The organism is Psychrobacillus sp. (assembly GCF_032154225.1).
Classification (GTDB): Bacteria; Bacillota; Bacilli; order Bacillales_A; family Planococcaceae; genus Psychrobacillus.
Window position 1 is genome coordinate 620,635 of record NZ_JALDYF010000001.1, and the last position, 24,028, is coordinate 644,662.

Annotated in this window: 22 protein-coding genes; all 22 read right to left on the minus strand. The window is 37.4% G+C overall.

The genetic code is table 11. The features are described from left to right. Positions 1–494: 494 nt before the first annotated feature. Positions 495–1,652 carry a cell division protein FtsZ gene (ftsZ, locus tag RUH95_RS03185; RefSeq protein WP_313891367.1) on the minus strand — a complete coding sequence of 386 codons (1,158 nt, stop codon included), beginning with the start codon at positions 1,650–1,652 and terminating at the stop codon, positions 495–497. A gap of 41 nt (positions 1,653–1,693) precedes the next feature. Continuing rightward, the gene (ftsA, locus tag RUH95_RS03190) at positions 1,694–2,980 is read right to left on the minus strand and encodes a cell division protein FtsA (RefSeq protein ID WP_313891368.1); all 1,287 of its coding nucleotides are present in this window, start codon (positions 2,978–2,980) and stop codon (positions 1,694–1,696) included. Between the two features lie 112 nt (positions 2,981–3,092). After that, on the minus strand, positions 3,093–3,443 hold the full coding sequence (locus RUH95_RS03195) for a small basic family protein (protein WP_313891369.1): 351 nt from the start codon (positions 3,441–3,443) through the stop codon (positions 3,093–3,095). A 4-nt stretch (positions 3,444–3,447) separates the two neighbouring features. Beyond that, entirely contained in the window at positions 3,448–4,167 is a 720-nt protein-coding gene (locus tag RUH95_RS03200; protein WP_313891370.1) for a DUF881 domain-containing protein, read from the minus strand. Positions 4,168–4,189: 22 nt separating this feature from the next. After that, positions 4,190–4,909 (minus strand): DUF881 domain-containing protein, encoded by a 720-nt coding sequence (locus RUH95_RS03205; protein WP_313891371.1) that lies wholly within the window; start codon positions 4,907–4,909, stop codon positions 4,190–4,192. Further along, complete coding sequence (locus tag RUH95_RS03210; RefSeq protein WP_313891372.1) at positions 4,890–5,708, minus strand: cell division protein FtsQ/DivIB; 819 nt, start codon at positions 5,706–5,708, stop codon at positions 4,890–4,892. The genes RUH95_RS03205 and RUH95_RS03210 overlap by 20 nt, the downstream gene beginning before the upstream one ends. Positions 5,709–5,726: 18 nt before the next feature. Beyond that, positions 5,727–6,776: an FtsW/RodA/SpoVE family cell cycle protein gene (locus RUH95_RS03215; protein ID WP_313891518.1), complete on the minus strand. Its 1,050-nt coding sequence runs from the start codon at positions 6,774–6,776 to the stop codon at positions 5,727–5,729. Between the two features lie 43 nt (positions 6,777–6,819). Continuing rightward, on the minus strand, positions 6,820–8,175 hold the full coding sequence (gene murD / locus RUH95_RS03220; RefSeq protein WP_313891373.1) for a UDP-N-acetylmuramoyl-L-alanine--D-glutamate ligase: 1,356 nt from the start codon (positions 8,173–8,175) through the stop codon (positions 6,820–6,822). Between the two features lies 1 nt (position 8,176). Next, on the minus strand, positions 8,177–9,148 hold the full coding sequence (mraY, locus tag RUH95_RS03225; RefSeq protein ID WP_313891374.1) for a phospho-N-acetylmuramoyl-pentapeptide-transferase: 972 nt from the start codon (positions 9,146–9,148) through the stop codon (positions 8,177–8,179). Between the two features lie 47 nt (positions 9,149–9,195). Next, a complete protein-coding gene (locus RUH95_RS03230; protein ID WP_313891375.1) occupies positions 9,196–11,076 on the minus strand; it encodes a penicillin-binding transpeptidase domain-containing protein in 1,881 nt (626 codons plus the stop codon). An 89-nt stretch (positions 11,077–11,165) separates the two neighbouring features. Then, positions 11,166–13,328, minus strand: a complete 2,163-nt coding sequence (locus RUH95_RS03235) for a penicillin-binding transpeptidase domain-containing protein (protein WP_313891376.1) — start codon at positions 13,326–13,328, stop codon at positions 11,166–11,168. A gap of 35 nt (positions 13,329–13,363) precedes the next feature. Next, the gene (gene ftsL / locus RUH95_RS03240) at positions 13,364–13,732 is read right to left on the minus strand and encodes a cell division protein FtsL (protein WP_313891377.1); all 369 of its coding nucleotides are present in this window, start codon (positions 13,730–13,732) and stop codon (positions 13,364–13,366) included. Beyond that, on the minus strand, positions 13,733–14,683 hold the full coding sequence (rsmH, locus tag RUH95_RS03245) for a 16S rRNA (cytosine(1402)-N(4))-methyltransferase RsmH (protein ID WP_313891378.1): 951 nt from the start codon (positions 14,681–14,683) through the stop codon (positions 13,733–13,735). Positions 14,684–14,717: 34 nt separating this feature from the next. Then, on the minus strand, positions 14,718–15,149 hold the full coding sequence (mraZ, locus tag RUH95_RS03250) for a division/cell wall cluster transcriptional repressor MraZ (protein ID WP_313891379.1): 432 nt from the start codon (positions 15,147–15,149) through the stop codon (positions 14,718–14,720). A 245-nt stretch (positions 15,150–15,394) separates the two neighbouring features. Next, entirely contained in the window at positions 15,395–17,011 is a 1,617-nt protein-coding gene (gene bshC, locus RUH95_RS03255; RefSeq protein ID WP_313891380.1) for a bacillithiol biosynthesis cysteine-adding enzyme BshC, read from the minus strand. 90 nt (positions 17,012–17,101) lie between these two features. Continuing rightward, a complete protein-coding gene (locus RUH95_RS03260; RefSeq protein ID WP_313891381.1) occupies positions 17,102–17,485 on the minus strand; it encodes a DUF3397 family protein in 384 nt (127 codons plus the stop codon). Next, positions 17,469–18,356 carry a ketopantoate reductase family protein gene (locus tag RUH95_RS03265; protein WP_313891382.1) on the minus strand — a complete coding sequence of 296 codons (888 nt, stop codon included), beginning with the start codon at positions 18,354–18,356 and terminating at the stop codon, positions 17,469–17,471. Before RUH95_RS03265 ends, RUH95_RS03260 begins: the two co-directional genes overlap by 17 nt. 999 nt (positions 18,357–19,355) lie before the next feature. Next, complete coding sequence (locus RUH95_RS03270; protein ID WP_313891383.1) at positions 19,356–20,897, minus strand: acyl-CoA carboxylase subunit beta; 1,542 nt, start codon at positions 20,895–20,897, stop codon at positions 19,356–19,358. A 39-nt stretch (positions 20,898–20,936) separates the two neighbouring features. Next, the gene (locus tag RUH95_RS03275; protein WP_313891384.1) at positions 20,937–21,149 is read right to left on the minus strand and encodes an acyl-CoA carboxylase biotin carboxyl carrier protein subunit; all 213 of its coding nucleotides are present in this window, start codon (positions 21,147–21,149) and stop codon (positions 20,937–20,939) included. Continuing rightward, positions 21,146–22,507: an acetyl-CoA carboxylase biotin carboxylase subunit gene (locus RUH95_RS03280; RefSeq protein WP_313891385.1), complete on the minus strand. Its 1,362-nt coding sequence runs from the start codon at positions 22,505–22,507 to the stop codon at positions 21,146–21,148. Before RUH95_RS03280 ends, RUH95_RS03275 begins: the two co-directional genes overlap by 4 nt. Before the next feature lie 233 nt (positions 22,508–22,740). Beyond that, on the minus strand, positions 22,741–23,124 hold the full coding sequence (locus RUH95_RS03285) for a transcriptional regulator (RefSeq protein ID WP_313891386.1): 384 nt from the start codon (positions 23,122–23,124) through the stop codon (positions 22,741–22,743). 62 nt (positions 23,125–23,186) lie between these two features. Beyond that, positions 23,187–23,948: an enoyl-CoA hydratase/isomerase family protein gene (locus RUH95_RS03290; protein WP_313891387.1), complete on the minus strand. Its 762-nt coding sequence runs from the start codon at positions 23,946–23,948 to the stop codon at positions 23,187–23,189. Positions 23,949–24,028 lie beyond the last annotated feature (80 nt).

Sequence of the window (24,028 nt, forward strand, 5' to 3'; positions counted from 1 at the left end):
TTTTGGTGTCTCTTTGTAGTTTTTTAGAAAGAGGCACTTCTACATTTGGACATAAAGTGGAGAGGTAGATGACTAATTTGCTTCGCACGAAAATTGTCAGTCTATTTCTTACTAGAGTTGTTGATGAACTTTTTTCTTCCTCTTACATGAAAGGGCTTAAGTAGAAAGAACATGAATACACTCCTATAAGCAGGATGGATGTAGTGAAAAGCGGGGACACCAGCGGGAATAGCGGATGTTTTCTGCGATGAGTAACCGCAGGAGCACCAAGCTGAAAGCCACGCAAGAAAGAAACTGGCCAAACTTTATTTGGCCAGTTTCTTTGCGACTAGGAGATTGAAGCCGTGCCCCGCGTCCGCTTGTAACGAAATTCACTTCATTCATTCCTCTCTATTTATACCGTAAACCCAATGTTCATAGGATATTTATATATAATTTCTTTTCAAAAAAAAATAAGCAACCACCATTTTTCGGTGATTGCTTTTTAAAACGATTTAGTTTCTTCTTTGACGATTTCGTAAGAATGTTGGAATATCCAAAGCATCCTCTTGTTGATAATTCGTCGCTGGGCGCTCTTGTTGAACAGGCTGTTGATGCTGTTCTTCTTTACGCTGTTCACGAACTGGCGGTGTCGTCGCTGCTTGTTGCGATCTAGCAGCACCAAAACCAGTACCTCTTGGTTGTTTTTGCATAACAATTTCTTCATTAAATCCTGTTGCAATAACCGTAACAATAATTTCGTCTTTCAAATTATCATTAATAACAGAACCGAAAATCATATTTACTTCTTCGTCTGAAGCAGAAGCAACAATATCAGCCGCCTCTTGTACTTCAAATAAGCTTAAATTAGATCCACCAGTAATGTTCATCAATACTCCCGTTGCTCCGTCAATAGACGTTTCAAGAAGTGGACTCGAAATCGCTTTTTTCGCTGCTTCTGCAGCACGATTTTCTCCACCTGAAATACCGATACCCATCAAAGCAGCACCTTTGTTTGACATAATTGTTTTTACATCGGCGAAATCCAAATTGATCAATCCTGGAACAGCGATCAAATCGGAAATACCTTGAACCCCTTGTCGTAAAACATTATCCGCTTCTCTAAACGCTTCAAGCATTGGTGTATTTTTATCTACAATTTCTAGAAGTCGATCGTTCGGAATAACAATTAGTGTATCTACTGCTTCTTTCATCATGCCAATACCGCCTACAGCTTGTGTAGAACGTTTACGGCCTTCAAAAGTAAAAGGACGAGTAACAACACCAACTGTTAATGCACCTAAATCACGCGCAATTTGTGCAATAACAGGAGCCGCTCCAGTTCCAGTTCCGCCACCCATACCAGCAGTAACGAACACCATATCAGCGCCTTTTAACGCTTCTTCAATCTGTTCTTTACTTTCTTCAGCAGCTTTTTTACCAACCTCAGGGTTTGCACCTGCTCCTAGCCCACGCGTTAACTTGCCACCGATTTGTAATTTCACTTCGGCTTTCGACATATTAAGCGCTTGTGCATCTGTGTTAACAGCAATAAAATCAACACCTTGCACCCCATGTTCGATCATACGGTTAACAGCATTATTTCCACCGCCACCTACTCCAATAACTTTAATGATAGCTAATTGTTCATCGTTCGTCTCGAATTCTAGCATGTTATTGCCTCCTGTATTCTTTCGCTATATTCCCTGTATTTTTATTCAAAAAACTTGTCGATAAATTTCTTTGCTTTTGCTATTGCGCCTTCTTTGTTTTCATTCATTTGAGTAGTTTGTTTTTGCTTTTTCGTACTTGCAACTGTTTCAGTATGTGCCACTTGTGTTAATGCATGGCTATTACCAACTTTACCATAAAAAACATCTTCTTTATAGGCATATCTTATAAGCCCAACCGCCGTTGTATATTGTGGCTCTCTAACACCAATATAATCTGGAGTATATAATCTAACTCTAGTTTGTAAAATATGTCGAGCTAGTTGACCAATTCCTTCTAGTTTAGAAACGCCGCCTGTAATTACTACTCCCCCCGGAAGATCTTGTAATCCCATACGGTAAAATTCTTCTAATACTAATTCGAATAACTCTTCTAATCGAACACCAATTATATCGGCAATATAACGCTGTGAATATTGTTCTTTCATATCCGCACCAATTACTGGTACTTCAAAAAGCTCATCATCAGAAGCATCATCGTAGAAAGCATGTCCATATTGTAATTTAATCATTTCTGCTTGCTCTGTTGGTGTTTTTAATACAATAGACAAGTCTTTTGTAATATGGTCCCCACCGACAGGGATAACAGATGTATTGATTAAATTACCTTCGTTGAAGATTGCTATTGTCGTAGAACCTCCACCAATATCAATATAGGCAGTACCATGATTTTTTTCATCTTCTGTAAGAGCAAAATGACCACCTGCTAAAGGCTGTAAATATATCTCTCTAATAGATAGACCCGCTCTCTCTACACATCTTAAAACATTATGTAAAATTGTTTTCGATGTAGTCATCATTGTTCCATCCATCTCTAAACGAGTTCCTATCATTCCACGTGGATCTTTTATTTCTTCTAAATGATCTACGATAAACTGTTTCGGAACAATGTTAATAAGCTCACGTTCAGGTGGAATAGACATTACTTGAGCTGACTCGATGACACGTTCTAAATCTCCATCTGTAATCTCTCGGTCTTCTCTATTAACCGCAACTACACCTTTAACATTTTGGATATTCGCTAAATTAGCAGGAATACCTAATACAATTTCTTGTATGGACATTCCGATCATTCTCTCTGCTTCGCCAACCGCTTTCTTTATCGATTGAACGGTTGCGTCTATATCCACAATAGTACCTTTACGGATACCATTTGACTTTACATTACCTACACCTATTACATGCAGCGAGTCTTCACTCATTTCACCGATTAACACTTTTATGGAAGACGATCCAATATCTAGCGATACGTATAATTCTGATTGATTCAACCCGTGGCACCTCCTAATAACTCTATATTTATTATTCTATTGTATAAAACATATAAAGTCTAAAATTTTCTAAACAAATAGTTATCTTTTTTCCATTCATCCTTAAAATTACCTATACATTTTTTCTTTCAGACCATTTTGTTAAAATAATCCTTCGTATGACTGCAATATTTTGGAATAAACGAACACCAAAAGCAAATATTGCAGCTAAGTATAAATCTACTCCCAGATGGACTCCTAAAAATGCCAGAGCTGCCGCTAAAGCAATATTAAAGAAAAATCCAGACACAAATACTTTATCGTCATACACTTGTTGTAATTGAGCTCTAATCCCACCAAAAAGTGTATCTAATGCAGCTAAAACAGCTATTGATAAATAACTTTCATAAACATCTGGAATTTGAATATCAGTTAAGAGACCTAACGAAATTCCAAGTATTAAACCTAATAGCGGCAACCACATATAGTCATTCTCCTCCTGGAACTTCTAATAGAAATTGTTTACTAATTGATTGATCATATGCAGATATTCTTATACTCGTTTCAGGCTCTCCAATTTTCAATCGCAAATTATCAATAAAAAAATCGTCCCCGATGGCTGAAGCTACTAACTGATTATACATTTTTTTTGCATCTTCAAATGATGAGGTCCCTATTCTTATTTTAAATGGAGCACTTCGTACAGCTAAATTATTCACCGTCGTTTTTCCATTCACATCTCTTATAGCAGATGAATAAATAATACGTTTGCCATCCACCTCTACCGCTTTTGCTTTAAAGCTATTCACATCGTTTACAAAACGAATGAGTAAATCAGGAGAAATTTCACTTATCACTTGTCCTACTGCAATGCTTTCAAGAGATGGCTCTACAACAATTGTTAAACCAGGACCTATAAACTCCTCTAACCCAATATCTTTTTTCAACTTATTTACCGTATCATTTAATGCAATTTCAGGGCTATCACTCATCATATTTTCGTATTTCCCGATCGTTTCTTCCAACACCCGCACTTCGGATAAGAGCTCTGAATGTAATTCTTTTTCTTTCGCTAGCTCTTGTCGAATTGCCCAAACATCCCTCGTATCTCGCGTTTCTGGGTCGCGAACTGTATTATATTGAACCGCCAACATAAAGCCAACAATTAACAAAATAAGTGTAAACCGAATATAGACGGTTTTTTTCATTATTCGGCCTCCTCCACCTTGTTTAATTTTTGTCATCTCGTAAAGCAGGCATCATTATTTTACTTTTTTCTTCGACTGTTATGACTATATTATCGCTTGTTAACTGGTCTACAACTCCACCACCAAGATTTACTGAAGCGAGTAATACAGAAGGATCTCCAACTGCTTCTACTGTAAACGGAGCCGGAAACGTTTTTCCATCCACTGTAATAACAGGTCCAGTACATCGGATAAATGAATTTGCATGGAGCCTTTGTCCATTTATAGAAATGGCTTCTGCACCGGAAATTTTCAACTCATTAATAACTTTGAAAACATGACTTTCATGGACAATATAGTCATTGGGATTTTCTTGCGCTGGATTATATGCCCCGTCCTGTAAAGAAACGGATACCCCTTTTCCTTGAGAAGGTAAATCACCTATTAATAACCTTAAAAATTCCGCTTCTTTTACTAAACCTTCGACGCTTTCTTCACTATCCACAAGCGATTGTTCTGATTCCCTAATTGCTTGCTGTTTATCATTAATTTCTTCTGTCAGTTCTTTATTTCTTTCTTTTTGTTCAATTAGCTCTTCTTTATATTTTTCCTGCTCATTAAATTGAACGGATGTAGTTTTTTCTGAAGTTGTCTTTTCAGAAGAAACGCTATAAGAGTATGCGAGTATAAATCCTAACACTAAACTGACAAGCGAAAGAAGTACCCTTCCGCGAAAAGGCTTTTTAAGGGGTTTGTTCTTCATCCTCTTCCACCACCTCCCCATTTACGGCTTCCTCTTCCGTCGTTTCCTTTGGACGATATAAAGCGTCATAAGACTGAAAAAATGACCCAACTTCTAAATCGATAACTCCTTTTACACCTGGTTCAATTTGACTCACGATAGACGGATAAAAATTCATCTTTTCAGAGAAAGAAGGGATTAATGATAGTACTTCATTGCCATCGTTCATAAATAGTTGAATGGAGTACGCATCATTAGTAGTTGGTGTGTAATTAATTTGTGAAATCATCCACAACACTTCTATATTCAACTTTTTCAATTCTTTAATAAGACGAATTCTTATTTTTTCATCATCAAAGCCTGAAATAATAGGTCCATCTATCGGCAAAACTTGTCCATCTGTTTGAAGAAACTTGCCGTTTTCAAGAATGCTCTGTAAATGACCTTCTTTTTCCATATAAGCAACTTGCTTATACTCATCCACTTGAATATGAACGGCTGTTAACCAATTACGATCAACCTCTACAGACTTTACCCAATCATTTTGCTCTATTTTTTCTCGAATATCCTTTACTCCAAACCCCCACATCGATTCTCCCAACTTCAAAGAACTTTGCTCCATATACTGTTCTTTTGGAACAAGGACAGCTCCTCCTATTGTGATCGTTTGGATTTGACTATAGGATGACTGAAAATAAAGTACGATAAGTATTGTAGTGACAAAGAGAAGAAGTAGAATGGAAAACTTTCTATTTGTCCTTCTTCGTCTACGCGCCTTCAACGTAGGAATGCGATCTTCAATATCAATGATTTTTTCCATTCTACCGCCTCCCTTCTGTTAATGATGCTTTGACAGGTTTAGAATGATACCGATTATTCCCCAAGTCGTTACTAATGAAGATCCACCGTAGCTTATGAATGGTAATGTAACTCCTGTTACAGGAAGTAAGCCTGTTACAACACCCATATTTAAAAACGTTTGCACGGCAAGCAAAGATACAAATCCGATAATCGTTAGCTGTGCTGTTCGAGTTTTTGCACGTATTGCAAGTGCAAAACCCGTCGTGAAAAATAGAACAAAAGCCGATATAACGATGAACCCACCTAAAAACCCAGTTTCTTCCAATAGGATAGAAAAGATAAAATCATTTTGCGGTTCAGGTAAATATAAAAATTTTTGTCTACTATTGCCGTATCCGAATCCAAACAAACCTGCTGGACCAACTGCAAGCAATGACTGGATTGCTTGAAACCCAGAGCCAAGCGGATCTTCCCATGGGTCAAGAAAAGCTTTAATACGCACTAAACGATATGGTGCGGACACGATTAATAATACAAAAGCGACAATTCCAGACATTCCAATACCGACGAAAAACTTTAGAGGAAGGCCCGCTGCAAAAAGTAAAAAAAACGCAGCAACAACTAAAACAAAAGCAGAACCAAAATCTGGTTGTAACATAATAAAGCTAATTGGAAGCAATAGTATGAAGGCACTCTTCATATATACAGTTCGCTTCTTCTTTTTTTTATCTGCTAATGAAAATGCAAGCATTCCTAAAACCGCAATTTTAGCAAGTTCTGCTGGTTGAAAATTCATAAACCCTAATGAAATCCAGCTTTGCGAACCATTTCGAACTACTCCTATACCTGGAATTAAAACCCCAATTAAAAATACAATGGAAAGTATATATATTGAATTCCAAAATAAAGGGAGTTGAACAAAACGTTTATTTCGTATAAATAATGCACCAAGTATGCCAACTACTAAATAACTTGCTTGCTTAAAAGCAAATGGCAGTTGATCTTTGTAATGTATCTCACTCCAATAAGAGCCGGCAGAGTGCACAAAGAAAATACCGATTATCGATAAAAACAAAACTGCCGATATGAAAAGTAATGTTCTTTTATCTTTCGACTAGTTCATCCCTTCGTTATTCTTCCAAAGCAAGTACTTGTTCGATAAACTCATCTCCGCGGAGTTCAAAGCTTTCGTATTGGTCCCAGCTAGCACAAGCGGGAGATAATAATATGACATACCCTTCTTCCGAAGCTTTCACACTTTCCTTTACAGCATCCACTAAATTCGTAACTTGAATGACAGATTGTATGCCATGCAGTTCTCCAAATTGTTGCAAACGAGCGGCTGTTTCGCCAAAGTGCACTAATGCTTTCACATTATGTAAGTAAGGGATTAATTCATCAAATGAATGTCCTCGATCAACACCACCTGCGATTAAAATAATTGGTTCTGAAAAACCTTCTAATGCACTTTTCGTTGCCAAAGCATTCGTTGCCTTCGAATCATTATAAAATTTCCGACTTTGCCATTCACGAACAAATTGTGTACGATGCTTTACCCCGTGGAAAGTAGAAAGAATATGCATAATATGTTCCAGCGAACAATCCATTAATAATGCAGCCGCAGTGGCAGCTAATACATTTTCTAAGTTATGCCTTCCTCGCAGTGCAATTATGGAACGTTCGAATAATTTTTCCCCATTCCAGTACACATTTAAATCATCTGCACTAATTCCATCAGGCATCTTTTTACTCACATAGAAAGGGATTTTCTTCGCCTTACTTTGTAAAGCATAATTAGCAACAATTTCTTGTTCTGCGTTATAAATAAACCAATCAGAAGCATCTTGTGTTTTTGTTATATTGAATTTTGCATCCGTATACTCTTCAAAATCATGATGATAATCTAAATGTGCTTCATAAAGGTTCAACAAAATGGCAATTTTCGGTTTCAATTGCTCCGTCCCCATCAATTGAAAAGAAGATAATTCCGTTACAATAACATCTTCTACCGTTGCTTCCGCAGCTACTGCACTCGCAACCGTCCCAATATTTCCAGCGATTAGTGGATTTTTATGTCCCGCTGCTAGTATGTCAAATATTAACGTTGTCGTCGTTGTTTTCCCATTTGAACCAGTTATACCAATCATAGGCGCATCGCTAATTCGATAAGCAAGCTCTACTTCTGTCCAAACAGGTATATTACGTTTTTTCGCTTCCGCAATAACCGAATTCGTATAAGGTATTCCTGGGTTTTTTACAATAAGACTAAAGCCTTCATCCAGTAAATCCTCTGGATGACTTCCACAAATGACCGTCAGCCCTTTAGAAAGTAAATATTGGGCATTATCATTTTGCTCAAATGGCTTAGAGTCATTCACCGTCACAAATGCTCCTAAATCATGCAAAATTTCAGCTGCGGCCGTTCCACTTTTTGCAAGTCCCAATACAAGGATTTTTTTATGATGCACATCAGGTAACTGCTTCATCTTATAACACCTCCCCAAATAGAACGATCATCGCTGCGATAAACCCAATTGCCCAAAATACTGTAACAATTTTCGTTTCGGACCAACCTGAAAGTTCGAAATGATGATGAATTGGACTCATTTTGAAAATACGCTTACCAGTCGTTTTAAAACTAATTACTTGTAAAATAACAGACAATGTTTCCATAACAAAAATAATTCCAACAAGTAGCAATAACAACTCTTGCTTCACAAGAATCGAAACCATTGCAAGCGCTCCACCTAATGCAAGAGAACCTGTGTCTCCCATGAACACTTTTGCGGGGTTTTTATTGAACAATAAAAACCCTAAAAGTGCTCCGGCAACACTAAATGCAAAAATCGCAATATCCGTTTGTTCATAAGTAAGTGCTAGAACTCCAAATGTCGCAAACGTAACAGACGCTGTACCAGATACCAGACCATCTAAACCATCTGAAATATTAACCGCGTTGGAAAAACCAACTAGCCAAAAAATAAGAAACGCAATGTAAAATTGTCCCAAAGAAAATTCTACATTCGTAAATGGAATGGCAAGTGAAGTATCAAATGGCCCTAATTTCAATAAATAATAAGCAATAACAGAAATAACAATTTGACCGATTAATTTTTGAATAGAAGTTAAGCCAAGATTTCTTTTCATCACAACTTTAATATAATCATCTAGAAATCCAATTAGCCCAAATCCAACTAATATAATGAGCAAGACGATGGACTGCGTCGTTAACTTGTCAAAATAAAACGAAATAGCTAATGTCGAAATGATGATTGACGTTAAAAAGATGAGCCCACCCATCGTTGGTGTTCCTGCTTTTTTCTGATGTGACTGCGGACCTTCTTCTCGTATACTTTGACCAAATTTCATCCTCTTTAAATAAGGGATAACAATCGGGGCAAGAATAACAGATACAAGAAAGCTAAAAACAAGTGTAATAATCGTTGTAGATAATGTCATAAAAAAATCTCCTTAAATGCGTTCAACTATCAGTGAATGAACTATAGTTATTTATTTGTGTAAACATGAATTGTTCCGTCTATTGGGATAAGACTGTTTTCTTTTGGCAATTGAGATAAAATTTTCTCTCCATCTCCGTGCCAAACAATTTTAAACGGGTACATATACGTCGTAATTTCTTTTTTCTCCACTCCAACTAAGTTTGGAACTCGAACTTGCTCGATATCCCCCCAGCGATATTCTTTTTCTATTTGCTTTCCATCCGCTGTTATATTCAGGGAATCCTCCATTATTTGCCCAACAATTGGAGCTGCAATAACTCCCCCAAATTGAGTAGCGTGTTTGGGATTATCAATCGCAACATAGACGATTAACTCTGGATTATCTGCTGGTGCAAAGCCAATAAATGAAACGATATATTCACCTTCCATATATCTTCCGTTTTGGACTTTTTGTGCCGTTCCAGTTTTCCCACCAATTCTCAGCTGATCTCTGTAAGCATTTCTACCAGACCCTAGGGCAACAACATGCTCCAAAGCGTCACGAACTTTCGCTGAAGTTTCTTCGCTAATAACTCGCCTCTTCATTTCTGGTTCAACACTAGACAAAATTTCATCTGTTTCTCCGTCTAAAATATTTTTCACGATGAAAGGCTTATACAAATATCCGCCGTTTATAGCAGCTGCAACCGCTTGCACTTGCTGTATAGGCGTAACAGATATTCCCTGGCCAAATGAAGTCGTTGCATGCTCAACAGGACCATATCCTGCTTTACTAAATAGAATGCCCGTTGATTCTCCTGCCATCCCAGATCCCGTTGATTGTCCGAAACCAAAGTTCCGAATATACTCCGATAATTTATCTGGTCCAACTCTTCTGCCAAGCTCTATAAAACCAGGGTTACAAGAGTTTTGCACTACTTCTAGAAAAGTTTGGTCGCCATGACCTGCTCTTTTCCAGCATCGAAGTTTAGCTCCTTCTACCATCGTATAACCAACATCATGAAAATGATTTTCTTCCAAATCAACTACATTTTCTTCTAATGCTGCGCTCAATGTAATAATTTTAAATGTCGATCCCGGCTCAAAATTCATCCAAACTGGCAAATTACGATTATAAATAGTAGAGTCAACCTCTTGATAGGCCGCTGGATCGAAATTTGGTGCAGAAGCTAACGCAAGAATTTCCCCTGTATTTGGGTTCATCACAATTGCCATAGCTTGCGTAGCTTCGTATTTCAACATAGCCTGAGATAGTTCTCTTTCAACTATCGATTGAATATTCATATCAATCGTTAGCTGTACATGATTGCCAGCTACTCCATTTTTCCAACCATCATCTACATGCGGTAATGGTATACCTTTCGCATCTGTAAATAAACGGATAGCTGATGACACACCTTTTAAAGCAGAATTGTATTGGTACTCAATACCCGCAAGACCGTCTGCATCATAACCAGTAAATCCGATTAACCTAGAAAGCATATTGCCATGTGGATAGTCTCTCACATAATCAACACCGGTATATAAGCCTTTAATATTCTTGTTTTGAATTTGCGTGGCAAGTTCAGAAGTAATATTTTTTCCTGTTGGTGCAATTTTTATCAAATACTCTTTTTTGTTTAATTGATTAAACAATTTTTGTTTATCTGCTTCTAAAAGCGGCGCAAGTTGTTCTGCTACATTTGCTGGATCATCGTTTTGTGATGGCATATAGAAAAGTGTTGGCGAAAGTTTATTTCCTACAATTATTTCTCCATTACGATCTTCTATATTTCCGCGAAGGGATGCATAAGGTAATTCACGGTCCCAACTTTCTCTTGCTTTCTTTGTTAACTCATCAAATTGAAAAAACTGTAGCTGAACTAATTTCAAAATTACAAGCAAAAACAGCATTAATGTAATTAGCCAAACAGATCGCAGTCGCATTACTTGCTTTACTCGTGAAATTGCATTTTCCCCTTTTATGCTTTTTAGATAACTTATGAAACGGGGACACTAACTATTCTATTACCCTCTTAATCTTGTGGAACTGTTTCTGCCTCTTCTTCTATTTTAGGAACAATAGCTGTTTCTTTCGGTGTAGCTAACTGAACGACAATAGGTGATGTATCTGAAACAATTGACCCTGCTGTTAAACTTTGACTCGTAACAAATCCTTCACCAACAATTTCTATTGGTACATTCGATAATGTTTTATAGAGCATTAAGTTTCGTTTTGACCAGCCAGTGAAGTTTGGCAGTTGAATTTCTCCCTGCCCTTTTAAAAACACTGTCCCACGAGCAACCACCTTAGTACCTGCTGTTGGGAATTGTTCTACTACATTTTCTGCCTGTCCAATTATAACAGTTTTTAATCCCTGTGACTCTAGTAAACTCTGACTTTCTATTAGATTTTCGCCGACAACATTTGGCATTTCTATCGGGTTTTCTAGTTCTACATTTTCAGGTTTAATATTTAAATATTTCAAACTGTTTTCTGTCACCGAATTAAATATTTCAGAAACAGCATCTGCTCCTACTTCTGTCAATTTTAAATCCGGCTTATGAACAGCAACAAAAACGACTAATTGTGGATCTTCAACTGGAGCCATCCCTAAGAAAGAATATAAAAACAAATTTCTCCCCCAGTAATAACCACCACCTGGTTTAGCTATTTGGGCCGTACCCGTTTTTCCAGCGGACGTATATCCATTTAACTTAAAACGTTTAGCAGTTCCATGTTCAGAAGTGACAGTACTCGCCAAAATTTCCTTTACTTGATCAGCAGTTTTTGCAGAAATAGGTGATTGTTTCTCCTCAGGAACATGATCATTTACAATTTCGCCCGTATTAGGATTCACAATTTTATCTATTACGTAAGGCTTCATCATAACACCTTTATTTGCAATAGCAGTAACCCCTTGGATAAGTTGAATAGGTGTTACAGTTGATCCTTGCCCGTACGTAGTTGTTAATCTATTAACAGGATATCGATCGTTGATAATTCCTGGTGTTTCATGTGGTAAATCTATACCCGTTTTTTCACCAAACCCAAACAGTTTCGTGTATTCGATAAATGTTGTATCTCCAATTCGATTCAATAAGTATGCCATCGATACGTTGGAAGAACGCTGGAACCCTTCCAAAAAGGAAATCGTTCCCCAACCACCAACAGTTGCATCATTAATCGTTCGGTCATATAAAGTATAAGAACCCGACTTATACGTGTCATTTGGATTCCATTTTCCTTCTTCAATCGCAGCTGCTAAAGTAAATATTTTGAAGGTAGAACCAGGTTCTATCGTATTTTCTACAACCTCATTTAGCCAGTTTGTAGTCAAACCTTCTCTTGTATTCGGATTGAACGTTGGTCTTTGAGACATCGCTAATATTTCACCTGTTTTAGGATTCGCAACAACGGCAGTTATTTGTTCCGGATTATACTTTTCTTCTGCTCTTGTTAACGCATCATCTAAAAAGTTTTGGATTGTTTTATCGATTGTTAAGTAAATATCATTTCCATCCTGAGCTTCCGTTACCATTTTTTCAGCATTTGGCAATAAAAAGCCTTTAGTATCCCCTTTAAATTCTACTTTTCCAGGTGTACCAGTTAGCTCCTCATCGTAAATATATTCCAATCCCATTTTCCCTACTGAAATTGCTTTCCCATCTTCTTGTTCTTCTTTTAAAGCAAAACCAATTAGATGGGAAGCAAAGCTCCCATTAGGATAGATTCGCTTAAGATCTTGAAAAAATATAATGCCTGGCAAATTCAGTGCTTTAATTTCATTCATTGTTTGATGACTTATATCTCTTCCTGCTTTACCAAACTCTACTTGATATTTTCCTGCTTTAATCTTTTCATTGAGTAAATCTTCTATTTCTTGCTCTGGCATATCCAAATATGGCGCAAGAGCTTGTGCCGTTTTCCGGGAATCTACTACATGTCGTGGAGTTTTAATATCTGGCGTCGCATCTGGGCTAATTACGGCAATTAGTTTATAGCTTAATGTATCTTCCGCTATCGTTTCCCCATTGCGGTCGAGAATTTTTCCTCTACTCGCTTGTAAAGTTTGTACTCTACTATACTTCGAATCTGCTTTTACTAATAATTCTTGTCCTTCTGCTGTTCCTGTCACTTGAATAAATACAAAGCGCCCGAGTAATACAAAAAAGAGCCCTCCATATACCAAAAACATTAGAAAGGCTCCCCACTGAAAACGAAATTTTTTATTCATTGTCCAGGCACTACCTTTACGTTTTGCTCATTCAGTGTTAAACCGAGCTCCTCCGCCTTTTTCCAAATGCGCTCATAGCTAGATAATTCACTTACTTGTATGGACAAGTCTGTATTCTCTTTTGATGTTAGATCGATTTGTTTTTCGAGCCCAGTAACTTCCGTACTCACTGCCCTAATATCCGCTTGAACTTGGATTACTAGGACGGAAAGTATCGTAACAACAGAAAGCATAGCAACTAATAATATTTTTTCGCCCTTTGATAATATCTTTTTTACTTGTTTTGGCTGTTTCTTAATTTGTGGTTGTTCAGGAAAAGAAGGACGAGTTATGTATGTTTGTGACTGATGATTGCGCAACGCCATTTAAACACTTCCCTTTTCAGTTAATTTTTCCACAATTCTTAGTTTTGCCGAACGAGAACGATTATTTTGTTCTAGTTCTTCTTCCGATGGCAATATCGGCTTTCGTGTAACAAGTTTTAACATTGGCTCCATACCGGCAGGAATCACTGGTAAATTTGGAGGTAAATTAGGCAAAGATGATGCTTCTTTAAAAATTGTTTTTGTTAATCTATCTTCTAGTGAATGGAATGTAATAACACTTACTCTTCCACCTACATTAATCACTTTTAGTGCATCTTCCAATGAATCTTCTGCAGCACCTAATTCATCGTTTACTGCAATTCGAATTGCTTGGAAAATCCTTTTAGCAGGATGTCCACCTGTTCGTCTAGCAGCAGCGGGAATACCTGCTTTTATCAACTCGACTAATTGGAATGTTGTTTCTACTGGTGCTATTTCTCTTGCTTGCTCAATTTTCCTAGCAACTTGCTTAGAAAACTTTTCTTCTCCATAACGGAAAAAGATTTTCACAAGTTTTTCATACGGCCAATCATTCACAACATGGTATGCTGTCAATTCACTTGTTTGGTCCATTCTCATATCAAGTGGAGCGTCGTAGTTATAACTGAAACCACGTTCTGGTGTGTCTAGTTGCGGAGAAGACACGCCTAAGTCGTATAAAACACCATCCACTTTTTCAATTCCAAGATTGGATAATTCTTCTTTTAAATCGCGAAAATTCGCATGTACAAAAGTAACTCTATTTAAATAAGGAGCAAGCCTTACTTTAGCATTTTCAATAGCGGTCATATCTTGGTCAAAACAGATTAATCTGCCTTGATCATTTAATTGTTGAACTAAGTATTCACTATGCCCTGCACCCCCAAGTGTGCAGTCTACATAAATACCATCTGGACGAACGGCAAGTCCATCTACCGTTTCCTTTAGTAATACAGTTGTATGATGAAACAAACCTTTTCCTCCTCTTACTTCAGCTACGTTTAATTTATATATCAAAGCCAATCATATTTTCTGCAATTTCATTGAAAGAATCCTCAGACTCATCAAAGTAGTTTTCCCAAGCATCTTTCGCCCAAATTTCTAAGCGATTAGATACTCCAAGTACGACACATTCCTTGTCCATCTTTGCATAACTGCGCAAATTGCTTGGAATATTAATCCGTCCTTGTTTATCAATTTCAACCTCTGTCGCACCAGAAAAGAAAAATCGAGTAAATGCTCGAGCATCCTTTTTAGTTACGGGAAGTTCTTTTAATTTTTCTTCGAGTTTTCGCCATTCATTCATAGGATAACCAAATAAGCAATTATCAAGACCGCGTGTTAAAACAAAACAGTCATCTAAATACTCACGAAATTTTGAAGGTATGATTAACCGGCCTTTCGTGTCAACACTATGTTGATATTCGCCCATGAACATGCTATTCACCCCACTTTATGAGATTAACATACCACATCCCCCCACTTTCCTCCACATATTTCTTAAAAATAAGTCTTTAATTTTTCAAAATGCGAAAATAGTACTTGTTGAGATGTTTTTCATACAGTAATATCAACCGTTACCCGAGCATATAGTCTTGAAATTATCGTCTAAGAATAACTTTTCATGTTTTTTATTAAAAAACGCACAAAAAAGCCTCCACATTATATATGGAGGCAAAGATTTTACACTAAAACGACATGATGTTTACCATTAAACTCATATGGAATATCTAAAAGCTCTTTTATAAAGCTAGGCCCGATTTCATTCAACAGCTGCATTGGCGAATAAACTCGCTCTTGCAAACCGCCATTCGGAACTAACTCCATTGTGATTCGATCATAACGATGAATAGAAGCATCTAGCTTTCCAAGGAAGGTATCTTCAATTGCATGTTCGAGAAAATTCAACTGCTTTTCATGAATGCGTAAATTTTTCTCGACTACCAAAGATAACTTTAACTCTTCATCTTGCAACAATTCATTCAGCTGCTCGTATTTAGACGCTAACTCTTGTTTAATCGTATGAATAAGCTGAGGAACTTTTACATTTCTATGTTCATTAATATATTGAAGTTTGGCAGCATCGACTGTGCCATCCCATGTATCCGGTACGCCAAACGAAAACTTCTCTAGCAACGATTGTGTTTTTGCATTCACAACCGTGACACTCAATCGTGGCATGATGACAGGCATTTTCATTTGGAACAGTTCGAACGCAGGTTTTAAGATTCCCCAGTAAGCAATTTCACCAGGCCCACCTATAAAGCTCAGAACCGGAAAAACCATTTCTTGCATAAGTGGTCTAGAAACAACGTTATTGCTTAATTTTTCTGGGTGATTTACAGCAATATTTAGCAGTTCCTCTTCCGAAAAAGAAATCCCTTTAGATTCATGTACAAACAGCCCATCTATTCTTTCCAATAAAAAGCGTTCCCCATCTTCTACGTAAAATAAATGAGCTGCACTTTCTTTTGTTTGAATTGGAGTACCATAGCCCGCCTGATCAAAAGTAGCTTCTTTATCGAAAACGACTTTTGCTAGCTCCGAAGATTGTTTAATAATGCTTTGGAAATAATCGCTTTCTAAATTTCTTAAAGGCTTATATGCTGCGTCAATCAAAAGTAACCCTTCTTCTTGAAAAAGATCATTCATGAGAGCTGTAAAGAAATCTGTATACGTTAAGTTCTTTTCAAGTAACCCGTTCACTTTATGGAAAAGTTCTTTTGTATAAAGTGTCTCTGGCAAGCTTTGGAATACTTCGTCCAAATAAGCTTTCAATACATCTTTATTTAAAGCAGTTTCAGATGCGATTTTTTTCACTCTTGATACTTCTGGATAAACATGTTTTTGAAGCTTTCTTCCACGTTCTATGTAAACATGATTTATTTCATCAATATCATGATCTTCTCCCGCAATCCAAAAGACAGGAATTACTGGCACGCCTAATTTTTCTCTTTGTTGCTTCGCCAATACTACAACGGAAATTGCTTTATGAATGGAATACATTGGCCCAGTTAAAATACCAGCCTGTTGCCCACCAATAACAACAACTCCATCTTTCTTCAGTTCCTCTAAATGCACGTTACTTTTTTGAGAAATACCGAACTGACTCATATAACTAGTAATTACATCAACAAGTTCCGCTCTTTTATGTTTGCTAAAATCAGTTTCCTGAAGTCGACTATTTAATGCCTTTTGATCCCATTCATAATGAAAGAAAGAAGATAGGCTACATGTATCTTCCAAATATTTTTTATAAAATGCAGAAGCAAATGGTTGTGTGTGTTGCTCTAATCGCACGATTTTCTCCACCTCTTACTATCAGTTAAGTTCTTAATTAGATTAAATACTTAAAGAGTATATCACTCCATAAGGCATAGTTAAAAATTATTAGCTTATATACGCTAATACATATCGGATAACTCCTATTATCCAAATAACTATATAGAATAAGCATAATAATAAAAATAAAAACCTCCATATTCTCCGAAGAAGAGGCATCACTTCAATTTCTTTTTCGTTTCTCCACTCCAAATAAGTCAGAAGCGTAGCTATTAGCAACGCAATCATGATTAATAACAACACGATATTTTTTGAAAATACAATAGAAAAAGCATTAGAAACGGAAAAAAAGAGTAATAAAGTCGTCACGTCTGCCGCTAATCCAAACGCTTTTTTTCTTTTGAGAAAAAATTTAGCGCCGATAAACGTTAATATAAATAAAAGCACTGGATATAATATAAATACAGATAATAGCTTAGTAATTCTGGTCACCTACTTTATTCATTTCTTTCAATAACAAATAAAACGTCTGTAAAATGGGAAGTGTTTTATTTCTCTTGTCCGCTTCCAAAAGAACTGCACCAACAATCGTATCACTCTCCATTATTCGACCATTTTCATAGTCATTTAACATCGAAGAACGATTATGTTTCGTATTTTTACAAAGGGTAGTAACTTCATCCCATGTAAGGCGAATTTTCCACTCTTCAAATACACCCATCAATTCTTCGTATATATTTTTTATAATAGATTGATAGGATTCATTTTCGATAAGATCCCCGTTCGGTACTTTTGCAATCGTCGTTAAAGGGTTAATCAAACAATTTAACAATGCTTTTCTAAATAATAGTTGATCAATATTTGCCGCCCATTCTATCGGAAAGTTAGTAGAGGCACTCGCTAAAAATGTATCTTGCAGCTCCCAGTTCCCTTTGACAACTCCGATTGATGTTGTACCAACTCCTAAATGACGAACTGTTGAGGCATTTATTTTCGTTGCACCGTGCAAAACGGATCCGAGCACAATTGTTTGTTGGTTTAATTGTTGTATAAAGTTTTGATGAAGTAAACCATTTTGTATAAACAGTAGTGGTATATGTACTGGCAATAAATCTAATTGCACTTTTAATTGTGCTAAATGATGATACTTTACGGCAATTATGATTAAGTCCATGGAATGCAATTGCTGAAAGTCATTCACTTGTTTGCATAAAATCATTTCCGCAGCATTCGATTCTTTTTCTATGTATAGTTCCTGTTGTGTTTTTTCTCGCACTAAAAATGTAATATCATGAGCTGCCTCTGCTAAATAGGCACCAAACAACATTCCAACTGCCCCTGCTCCTACAATACCTATTTTCACATCTATCACCTCTATGACATCTATTTTTTCCTTTTGGACTCGCTTTACCTTTTTAGCCGTACATTACATAAGATGCGTCGTAACGTAGGGCTTCCGCTGTGATTTTCGCTGCAGGGGTGGACGCTTTCCGCGGGCGTTTCCTCAGCCGCTTCCTTCACTTCGTTCAGTCCAGGGTCTTCGACTAACGCTTTTCCCGCTGGAGTCGCCACCCCTTTCGCTACAATCCAATGGAGCCTGCTCCTGCGGTTACTCGTCGCAAAAAAGTATGCTCCTGCGGTTACTCGTCGCAAAAAAGTATGCTCCTGCGGTTACTCGTCGCAAAAAAGTATGCTCCTGCGGTTGCTCGTCGCAAAAAAGTATGCTCCTGCGGTTACTTGTCGCAAAAAAGAATGCTCCTGCGGTTACTCGTCGCAAAAAAGTATGCTACTTATTTAGAATGGAGGAACTATTTTTTACAAAAGAAAAAGTGCAAATCACAAGTTCATCGCTTCAAATCACAAATTGACGGTGCTAAATCGCAAATTAGTCGTCACTTTTTATAAATAAGCCTAAATCTCCATGAATAATAACCAGTATAAATAATGAAACCCTTGTTACCTAGCACAGCAAGGGTATAATAGCTGTTCGTTAAGAAGGTCTATTTTGCTCGACAAAGAAGTATGATCGTTTCAACTTGTAAAAAAGGGCTTTCATTCTAACTAAGTAACCTGCCCTAATGGATTGAAGCGAAAGGGAGGCGACTCCAGTGGGATTAAGCGGGACAGGTGAGACCCCGCAGGAGCACAGCGACGAGGAGGCTCACCGCCCGCCCCACGGAAAGCGTCCTCCCAGCAGCGGAAATCCTAGCGGAAACTCTCTACTAAGACGCATTATAAGTAGAAAACGAACGAAAATATAAAATTGAATAAATGGTTAGTCAGCAGCCGTGTAAATTTATATACATTCACATCTTTTTAAAAAAGGTCTACCACAGTGGTAGACCTTTTAATTTATGTTTTATTATACAGGAAGCACCGGGTGTTTTCGAGGTGCAACTGCAATTTCTTTGCTCTCATAATAACGGAAACGATTTGCTAACTCATTTCTTAAATCACTTGGAGCAACAATTTCATCGATAATCATGTCAGAAGCTAATTTATATATATCAATTTCTTCTTTATACTCTGCATGCTTTTCCTGAACAAACTTCAACTTTTCTTTCGGATCTTCAATCGCTTCGATTTTATTCGAGTAAACAGCATTTACAGCCGCCTCAGGACCCATTACAGCGATTTGGGCAGTAGGTAGTGCAATACATACATCTGGCTCAAATGCAGGGCCTGCCATCGCATATAAGCCCGCTCCATATGCTTTGCGAACAATAACAGAGATTTTCGGAACAGTTGCCGAGCTCATCGCTGCGATTAATTTAGCTCCGTGTCGAATAATTCCCGCTCTTTCTACTTTCGTTCCAATCATAAAGCCTGGAACATCAGCTAAAAACAGAAGCGGAATGGAGAAGGCATCACAAAGTGAAATAAACTTTGTTGCTTTATCCGCAGAGTCTATAAATAGAACACCACCTTTTGCTTTTGGTTGGTTAGCAATAATCCCAACAGCTTGGCCTTCAATACGAGCAAGACCAGTAATTAACTCAGGAGCAAATAGTTTCTTCACATCAAAAAATGATCCTTCGTCTATTAACGCATCGATCGCTTCATACATATCAAACGGTGCATTTTGATTTTCTGGAATAATCGCTTCTAAAGTTCTCCCTACTTTTGCTTGTCTAGGTTCCACTTTTTTCGGTTTTTCTGTGTAATTCGCAGGGAAGAAGTTTAGATAACGTTTCGCTTCTTCGATTGCTTCTTCTTCTGAAGATACGAGTACATCACCACATCCACTTACCGTACAGTGCATGCGTGCTCCACCCATTTCCTCCAACGTTACTTTTTCACCAATTACTTTTTCGGCCATACGAGGTGAACCTAAATACATCGATGCATTTCCTTCTACCATAATGACTACATCGCAAAATGCAGGTATATATGCACCACCTGCAGCAGATGGACCAAACAATAAGCAAATTTGCGGTATGAATCCCGAAATCCTTACTTGGTTATGAAATATTTTCCCCGCTCCGCGGCGATTTGGAAACATATCTAACTGATCTGTAATACGCGCCCCTGCTGAATCGACTAAATACAACATTGGCACTCTATTTTTCTCTGCTATTTCTTGAATACGAATTATTTTCTCTACTGTACGCGATCCCCATGAACCTGCTTTTACCGTCGAGTCATTCGCCATGACACAAACTGTTTGACCTCCAACTTTCCCTGTTGCAGTTACAACACCGTCCGCTGGTAAATCTCCTGCTTCCACATTTGCGAAGCGACCATCTTCTATATATTCCCCATTATCAAAAAGTAAAGCTAATCTGTCTCGAACAAATAATTTATTTTGTTCTTTCATTTTTTCATGGTATTTTTCATGACCACCTGCAAAAATCGATGATAGCTTTTCTTCTAATCGTTCATTGTATGCTTTATTTTCTCCCACTTTGTAAATCCCCTTTACAAAAAAGTACTATTTTTTCGTTTATTCGAATGTAACTAAAACGTCGCCTTCATTTACGAAATCCCCAACTTGTGCATTGATTGTAGCTACTTTCCCCACTACTTCTGCTTCAATCGGAATTTCCATCTTCATAGACTCTAATACTAAAACGACTTGTCCAGCAGAAACTTCCTCTCCTACTGCTACGTTTACTGTAAATACTGTACCTGCCATAGTTGATTCTAAGTTTTTCATTTTGATATTTCCTCCCTTTGTTGTTGCATCCATTCCCCTAAAACGGATGTTGAATAAACTCCACTCGTAAAGCTTTTCGCTTGTAAAAATTGGTGAAACAACTCAATATTTGTTTTCACACCTTCTATTTTAGCAGAAGAAAATACTTTTTGCGCTTGCTCTATCGTCAGTTCTCGATTTTCCGCATGAACAATTACTTTCGATATCATCGGATCATAAAAAGGAGTAACTTTATTTCCTTCCTCGTAACCCGCATCGACTCTAATGTCCGCAACATCTCCCCACGACTGGTGAGTGATTGTGCCAGGTGATGGGAAAAATGTTTTTGGATCTTCTGCGTATATTCTAAATTCGATTGCATGTCCAGTTGTTGTAATTAACTGCTGATCTTTCACAGGCAATTCTTCGCCTGCTGCTATTTTTAATTGCCATTCGACAAGATCAAAGCCAGTTACGGCTTCTGTAATTGGATGCTCTACTTGCAACCTCGTGTTCATTTCTAAGAAATAAAACTGGTGGTTTTGATCTACGATAAATTCCACAGTTCCCGCATTTACGTAATTTACTGCCTTCGCCGCCTTTACTGCAGCTTGTAATAACTTTTCGCGCGCTTCTTGCGGAAAATTAGGTGATGGTGATTCTTCTACTACTTTTTGATTTCTCCGTTGTACGGAACAATTCCGTTCAAATAAATGCACGACATTGCCGTGTGTATCTCCAAAAATTTGTACTTCTATATGTCGTGATTCATCTATAAATTTTTCTAAAAAAACAACATCGTTACCGAAATAGGATTTTGCACGTGTTTTGATCGAGTCAAAATGCTGCTCTAGCATGCTTTCGTCGTCACATCGAATCATTCCGATTCCGCCTCCACCAGCGCTTGCTTTAAGCATTACCGGATAGCCGATTGCTACTGCGGCTTCTTTTGCGGCATCTACTGATGTTAAGCCTTCCTCCGTACCAGGTACAACAGGAACATCCGCTGCAATCATCGTCAACCTAGAAGCAATTTTATCGCCCATTTTTTCGATCGTTTCTGGCTTAGGTCCGATAAATGTTATTCCTGCCGCTTGTGCTTTTCGAGCAAAATCGGCATTTTCCGATAAAAATCCGTATCCCGGATGAATAGCATCTACGTTTTCTTTTATCGCTAGCGCAATAATTTCATCTGCTTTTAAATACGATTGCTGTACTTGGCTAGGACCGATTAAAAAAGCATAGTCCGCTTCTTGTACATACGGTAAATCTTGATCCGCCTCCGAATAAATAGCTACCGTTTCAATATTTAATGCTTTGCTGGTTTTAATAATACGTCTTGCAATTTCTCCCCGGTTTGCAATTAATATTTTCTGCATATCTTCTTTCCCCCTTCATAGGAAAAGCATCGTCGCTTATATCTCCCCCAAAATAATAAGCATTCAGCTAATACTATGTAAAATGTGAACCCCATCTTTACTAGTCTATACGAAAAATGAAAGCGATTTCAACTATTCTACGGAATTATTTCAAGAGAGGAAGTAAAAAGTAGAGTTCTTAGCCATTTTTATATTATCGAAAAAAAGAAGCCTCTATGTTTAGAGACTTCCATTTATTTTTTCTCTACATGAGTAATTCCTTGCTTTACCCAATTTATTAACTGCTCGTAATCTGTCTTTAATAAGTTATACGCATTCGAAATTTCATCATATGATTGTTTCATCTCATCAAAAGTTGCCATCGCTAACTGCAAATGATTTTGTAGAGAAGAAGAATCCGTTACTTCCTTTTTCGGAACTTCTTTTTGTCTAACTGCAGGTCTTAAGTTTTTATTCCACCTAAAAGCACATGCTTGCTTGGATCTCCCTAATAATATACTCGCTTCATGAAATCCAGATAATTGCGTATGACCCTCTTCCATTTTCTTTAATACTAACTCTTTTAGAAGATTGTCTTCTTCCGTAGTCCAACTATCTTTCCTAATTTTAACATGCATGTATATCACCCTTTGCATTTTTTACTAATATATGCAAAGAGAATATAAATAGACTCTAAATACTACTTCTTTTTTGATAAAAAAGCGTCTACTACTTCGTGATGAATATCCTGCTCCCAAAGAATAGAGCAAGTTGTGACTTCTTCCATAATGCGATCATACAATTTTGTTTGCTGCCACTTTCTGATTGCTTGCTGTTTATATGCTTTTAAAACAGTTGCATGCGGAATAATCATTTTTTCGACAAACACATTCAAAGCATCCATTTTATCACCTGTATAAATTTCCGTTGCCCAACCAATAGATCGCAGCTGTTCCGTAGTGTAAGGTACCGATTCCGTTAACATTTGTAATGCAAAATCATGACGCATACCCTTTTCCAATAGTAAGGTTCCTCCACCCCAGCCGGAAGTAATCGCTAATTGCCCTTGGATGAATCCACATTTTGCTTCTTTTTTGATCAATCGATAGTCACAAGCTGTCGCAATTTCACAGCCCCCACCGACTGCTGTTCCATTTACTAATGCGATAACCGGAACTGGCAACGTAGATAATTCATATAAAATAGCAGCCATTTCACTTAGCATTGCATACGATTCTTTTGCTGTTTTCAATTTATGAAAAACCGATAAATCTCCTCCTGAACAAAAGGATTTCTCCCCTGCTCCTGTAATTACCGCTACTTTTATCGACTCACTTGTTTTTACTCTATGTATGAATTGTTTTAATCCTTCCATTACTTCTCCATTGATGGCGTTGTGAATAGAAGGTCTATTTATTTCAAAAATAATTATTTCTTCTGTTGCATCGATTGTGTAAGCCATTTTTATATACACCCCTTTTTTATATAACAAAAAGACTACCGAAGAGCCATGGTCTCTTTGGTAGTCTTTTAAGGAACAAA